General features: G+C 55.5%; 6 protein-coding genes and 1 pseudogene (1 of these 7 only partly in view). 4 read left to right on the plus strand and 3 right to left on the minus strand.

The window, feature by feature from the left end; translation table 11 throughout:
* Positions 1-359: pseudogene (locus GTN70_06605) on the minus strand (aldo/keto reductase); it reaches 654 nt to the left of the window's first position.
* A gap of 463 nt (positions 360-822) precedes the next feature.
* Between GTN70_06605 and GTN70_06610 the strand changes: the two are divergent.
* The 4 genes from GTN70_06610 to GTN70_06625 all read left to right on the plus strand — a co-directional run bounded on the left by GTN70_06610 (position 823) and on the right by GTN70_06625 (position 4,184).
* Complete coding sequence (locus GTN70_06610; GenBank protein ID NIO16657.1) at positions 823-2,268, plus strand: tetratricopeptide repeat protein; 1,446 nt, start codon at positions 823-825, stop codon at positions 2,266-2,268.
* A gap of 276 nt (positions 2,269-2,544) precedes the next feature.
* Positions 2,545-2,970, plus strand: coding sequence for a hypothetical protein (locus GTN70_06615; protein NIO16658.1), 426 nt, complete (start codon positions 2,545-2,547; stop codon positions 2,968-2,970).
* Positions 2,971-3,265: 295 nt separating this feature from the next.
* Positions 3,266-3,457, plus strand: coding sequence for a 4Fe-4S dicluster domain-containing protein (locus GTN70_06620; protein ID NIO16659.1), 192 nt, complete (start codon positions 3,266-3,268; stop codon positions 3,455-3,457).
* 172 nt (positions 3,458-3,629) lie between these two features.
* Positions 3,630-4,184: a hypothetical protein gene (locus GTN70_06625; GenBank protein ID NIO16660.1), complete on the plus strand. Its 555-nt coding sequence runs from the start codon at positions 3,630-3,632 to the stop codon at positions 4,182-4,184.
* Positions 4,185-4,361: 177 nt separating this feature from the next.
* On the opposite strand, the gene GTN70_06630 is transcribed toward GTN70_06625, so the two are convergent.
* Together GTN70_06630 and GTN70_06635 are read right to left on the minus strand one after the other, a co-directional pair.
* Positions 4,362-4,553, minus strand: coding sequence for a hypothetical protein (locus GTN70_06630; protein NIO16661.1), 192 nt, complete (start codon positions 4,551-4,553; stop codon positions 4,362-4,364).
* Positions 4,554-4,899: 346 nt separating this feature from the next.
* Positions 4,900-5,176, minus strand: a 277-nt coding sequence (locus GTN70_06635) for a hypothetical protein (protein NIO16662.1), incomplete at its 5' end; no start/stop codon positions are given.

The following is a 5,176-nucleotide window of genomic DNA, read 5'->3' on the forward strand; positions in this document are numbered from 1 at the left end:
TCGACGTAGTCCATGTCGAGCCGCCGCAGGCTCGCCTCGAGGGAGCGGACGAGATTTTTGCGATGGTTTCCGCTCGCGTTGGGGTCGTCCGGGTCCATCGTCAGGGTGTACTTCGTCGCCAGGACGAGCCTCTCCCGCTCCTTCCGCATGAACTCACCGAGGAACTTCTCGCTCGTTCCCTCGGTGTATTTGTTGGCCGTGTCGATGAAGTTCCCCCCCGCATCCAGAAACGCATCGAACATTTTCCGGCTCTCCTGTTTGGAGGCGCCGAAGGTCCCCCACACCTCGCCGAAGGTCATCGCTCCCAGGCAGAGTTCGGATACCCGCAGACCGCTATTTCCGAGCAATTTATATTGCATCTTTTGCCTCCTTCCCCATGTTCTCCCTGTAGTCTAGAGCGAACCGGTCCGCTTTTCAAACCGGAGTGATACGAACCGTCTGAAGAGCCCGAAGGAAATGCGCCTTGAAATATCCAGAAAATCCCTCCCGGACCTTACCGGCTCTCAATTAGCATCTTGACAAAATCCGCAGGACGTTAAATCATTTAATAGATAAGCCGGATAAGCTTTAGTCGGCAGCGCTTGTTCGCCCTGTTCGGGGTGGGGAGGAAAAAAGGGTCCTTTCGGTCCTCTCAGGGCACATGTAAATACAGGCTCTCCATCGAATCGTTGAGCAGCACAGACGTGTTGGCTGCCAATACCGTTCGATATTTTACGTGTCCAAGGCCCCCCTGCTATCCGTGAGCATCATTTCCTGCCGACGCCCAAAGAGAAAAAGGTAGCGGATGAATTGAAGTATCTCACCTTTACATGTGCGGCCCTGTTGACGCTTTTTTTGGCAAACGCGGCATCGGCCCAGGTACCGTATGCCGCAGAGGATGCCTTTTACCAGGGTGTGTACCATGCCCTCAACAAGAATTTTACCCGTGCCAAGGAGACGTTCGAGGAGTCACTTGCCATAGACCCCACCTACTACCGCCCGAAAGAGGGGCTCAAGGCAATCGCCGCCCTGATGGGGAAAAAAATAGATCTGGAGACAGCGGAACTCTTCTTCAAGGGGCTGTCCCTCGAGAAGGAAAGGACGATGGAAGAAGCCCTCGCCGCTTTTGACGAGGTGATAGCAAGGGACCCCGGTTTTCCCCTCTCCTATTTCATGCGGGGCAACGCCTACGACACGGGTGGCCGCTACGAACTCGCCATTGCCGATTTTTCCCGGGCCATCGAGCTGGACCCGGATTACGGAGACGCATACAACAGCAGGGGTCTTTCGTACTACAAGAGCGGCCTCTACGGAAGGGCCATCTATGATTTCAGCGCCGTCATCAACCTCAACCCCGGCTATGCGGCGGCTTACTACAACCGGGGGCTTGCGTACTACAAAAACGGCCAGTACGAGAGGGCCGAAAAAAATATAACCCTTGCCATCGAGGCAAACCCCGATGATATCGCTGCCTACAGAGCCCGGGGAACGGCTTTTCTCGCAGTGGGCGAAACTAACCGGGCCATCGCGGACTTCAACAGAGCGGTGGAGATAGATCCAGCATTCGCCGAGGGGTACTTCATCCGGGGGCTCATCTACGCGAGCCAGGACCAGTTCGTGCTCGCCATCGCAGACTTCGACCGGGCCGTTGCCGCAGATCCAAACTATGCGGAAGCCTACTACAACCGGGGCAATGCATACAGGGACAGAGGCCAGTATTTCAAGGCCGTCGCGGATTACAACAGGGCGCTCAAGATCTATGCCGGAGACATCGACCCCTATAACCTGGTTGTCTCCTCCTTTGCCGGGGAATTGGATCCGATCGTATCGGATGTGTACTACAACCGGGGAACCGCCCACATATACAAAGCTCAGTACGACCTGGCAATAGAGGATTTCAACGGGGCCATCGCCATCAACGCCCTGGATGCTGATACGTACAACAACCGCGGTGTTGCATACAGCAAAAAGGGGGAGTATGACAGGGCAGTACTCGATTTTGACATGGCGATCTCCCTCGATAAAGAGTTTGCCTACGCCTACAAAAACCGGGGGACTGCCTACCTGGCCGCCGGCAAGTATGACCAGGCAATCGACGATTTCAACTGGGTAACGAGACTCGACCCGAGACTGGGCATGCCCTACTATGACACCGCCATCGCCTATGAAAAATCGGGGAGGAAAAAAGAGGCAATACGGGCCTACAAAAAGTTTATCGACACCGCCCCCCCGCAATACGAAACCTACATCAACCGCGCACGGGAGAAGATAACCGAGCTGTCAAAGTGACGCCATTCCCCTGCCCGGGATGAAAGTCCCCGGTTTCCCGGAAGACGCATGAGAAGGACCAATATTTTTCCCCCAACCCGCAAAAATCCCTGAGGTTCTCTTCTAAAATCATACCTTTTGTCTCTGCACCACAATCACCCGCCTGCCGGGGGCCCTGAACGTGGCCCGCGAACTGCGCGTTCCTTCCTGTAAAGAAACGCTCCCTTCCTGTCGATGAATAAAGAGAGGCAGTTTCAGATGTGTTGAGCCGAACGGGATAGGTGCCCGGGAGGAACAGTGAGCAAGAAACTCAAAATAACGATCGAGGTAGACCCCGACAGCAAGAAGATATTCGTTATGGACAACGCGGGGAACATTATCGAGGTCGCAGGAATCATGGTCATCGGCGGTATGCCGAAGAAAGATCTCCGGGGAGAGGATTGTTTCTACATGTTCGATTGGGGTTCCAGCACCGCGGCAGCCTGGGCCTACGGGCGGGGATATCTCATGGCCCACACGAGCAGCCAGCCCCGTTACAACTTCCTGAAGAACTTCTACAAAAAGTGCGCTCAGGAGATCGCGAAGATCGAGGCCCCCAAGATAGCCGACGACCTGGTGCGCGGATACCGGGAGCGAAAGACCCTGGACCCCGATGAGCTGCTGGAGATACTCAAGGGATGGCAAAGAGAAGGAGGCCGAGCCGGCAAGAAAACGGTGCATTGACACCACCGCGGACAACCCGTTCCCCTATCTCCAGGAACTGTGGGAATCAAAACAGCCGACACCCTTCGTTTATCGAGCAAACCGGTGGTATGCGGACACGGCAATTAGGCCCCGCGGGGAGATCAATTTTTTTTTGACCTTTCAGGCAATTTCTGTAGAATAGAAACAGTTTTTTTTTGACCGGGCAATTTTACCGGCGCCCCGCAGGGCCTCCGGTTAAATTACCGGTGCCTTTTTTTGTCGACTCACTACAGATATCGTTACGTTAATATCACGTTTCAGGAGGATAAATCTCATGGCGAAAAAACTGGTTATCGATCAGGATCTCTGCACCTCATGCGGAGTCTGCGTGGACCTCTGCCCGGGAGTGTTCCAGTTGAACGAAGATGACCTTGCGGAGGTCATCGATCCCACCGGTGCATCTGAAGAAGAAATCCAGGAAGCAATCGATCAGTGCCCGGTAGCCTGTATCATGTGGGAAGAGTAGAGGAGCCCGCAGGGAAGGTATCCCCTCTCGAACGAATGGGCCGGTAGAAGGAAGAGCCCGGAGAAAAAGCATCCGCATGATGGCTTCCGTCAGGTGAAGCCTCCCCGGCCCCACTTCCCCAACCCATAAAAGGGAAGTTTCAGACACCCCGAAAAAAGGGTAGGATGTCTCTATGCCCGATAGATCACTCAGGCACTGTGTCGCTGCCGCTTCGGCACTCTTCTTCATCGCGGCCGTAATCGGGTACCTGGCACCCATGGGGCAAAAGGAGCTGATCGGCCAGGAGCTGTCGGCATTTTTCGGCCCTATCAGAGAGCTCGCTCCCCCGGCGATACTGACGCTGATCTTCCTGAACAACGCCCTGAAATCCCTGATCACCATACTCCTGGGGTTTTTCTTCGGCCTGATCCCCATCCTTTTCATATCGGGAAACGGATACCTCCTCGGGGTTTTGGTCTCCCTTGCCGGAACCCGCCTCGGTTTCGGGGAGGTCGCCCTCCGCATCCTGCCCCACGCCCTCTTTGAGGTCCCCGCGTTCATCCTCGCCGGGTCACTGGGCCTCTGGCTGGGTCTGAGATTTTTCCGGAAAGTGCGCTACCGGGAGGAGTTCAGGCCTTATCTCTCCCTCTCCCTGAAGAAATTCTTCAGGATCGTGGTACCTCTCTTGCTGATCGCCGCGCTCATCGAGACCTTCGTCACTCCACTTCTCGCAGGGATAAGGCGGTAATTTTCGGGATATCGCCCCACGGCGGCTGAAGGCACGCGAGGGGAGAAAGATTTCCGTGCGCCTGTTATCGATGATCGGTTGGCCTCTTGTCAGGTCCGGCCACCCGGGATCGGTTTCATTGATTGAATGCCCTGAGCCGGCGGGAATGAATAAGCTCGAGCACCGGGGATCGTCACCCTAGAGCTGACGCCGGTACCTGTCCAGCTCCTTCTGCAACTCTTCCGTAAGATTCCCCTTGGTTCCGAAAGACCTCCCGCAATAGGGGCAGAAATATTCCTCCGCCTCGGTGATGTCCTCGAATCTCCCCACAAACTTTCTCCTGCATCCCGGACATGTGACAACGATCGTGCCCCCTTTTTTCATGGTCATACCTGTCCACCTCCTGAACGGTATGTTCCCTATAGGTTATTATAGCAGACCTTTTACGGGCGTTCCCGAAGATACCCGCCCGCTTTCCGTTCACTGCCTTTCCGCACGGAATGGCGGGCTGGCGAAATGGCCCGAAAATGACACGACCTACCTTGGCGGAGCAATACACCTTCGCTTTACCCTCTGATGGGCCGCTTACCCCGAATCGGACGCGCGCGCCTTACCTGGGCTCAGCGGGGTACCGTGCCTCGACCCACTCGCGCCATCCGCCTTTCAAGGCATAGACCTTCGGGTATCCTCCGTCGATGAGCTTCTGTGCCAGACTGGCACTGGTGGCCTCGGTCACTCAGGCACAGTAGAGAACGATAGTTTTTTCCTTCGGGTACTTTTCTGACCAGGTTTCGAAATCCCCGGGATGCTCACGCACCGCGCCCTTTATCTTGAATTTATCGCTGACCCAGTCAAAGTCGGTGCGGACATCGAGAACGACCACATCGGAGCTGCCGATAAGCTCCTTCAGCTCCTCCTTCGCCATCCTCGGCACACTGTCGGCAACGGATACCTCTCCCGGTACAAACCCGGAAACACTCAGGCCAAGCAAAGCAACAAGAACCAGAAACAAC

The organism is Deltaproteobacteria bacterium, from assembly GCA_011773515.1.
Lineage (GTDB): Bacteria > Desulfobacterota > Deferrimicrobia > J040 > J040 > WVXK01.

Bases quoted from the DNA above. Each gene is read 5' to 3' on its own strand.
- GTN70_06620 (NIO16659.1), top strand. From the start codon at position 3,266: ATGGCGAAAAAACTGGTTATCGATCAGGATCTCTGCACCTCATGCGGA.
- GTN70_06625 (NIO16660.1), top strand. From the start codon at position 3,630: ATGCCCGATAGATCACTCAGGCACTGTGTCGCTGCCGCTTCGGCACTC.
- GTN70_06630 (NIO16661.1), bottom strand. From the start codon at position 4,553: ATGACCATGAAAAAAGGGGGCACGATCGTTGTCACATGTCCGGGATGC.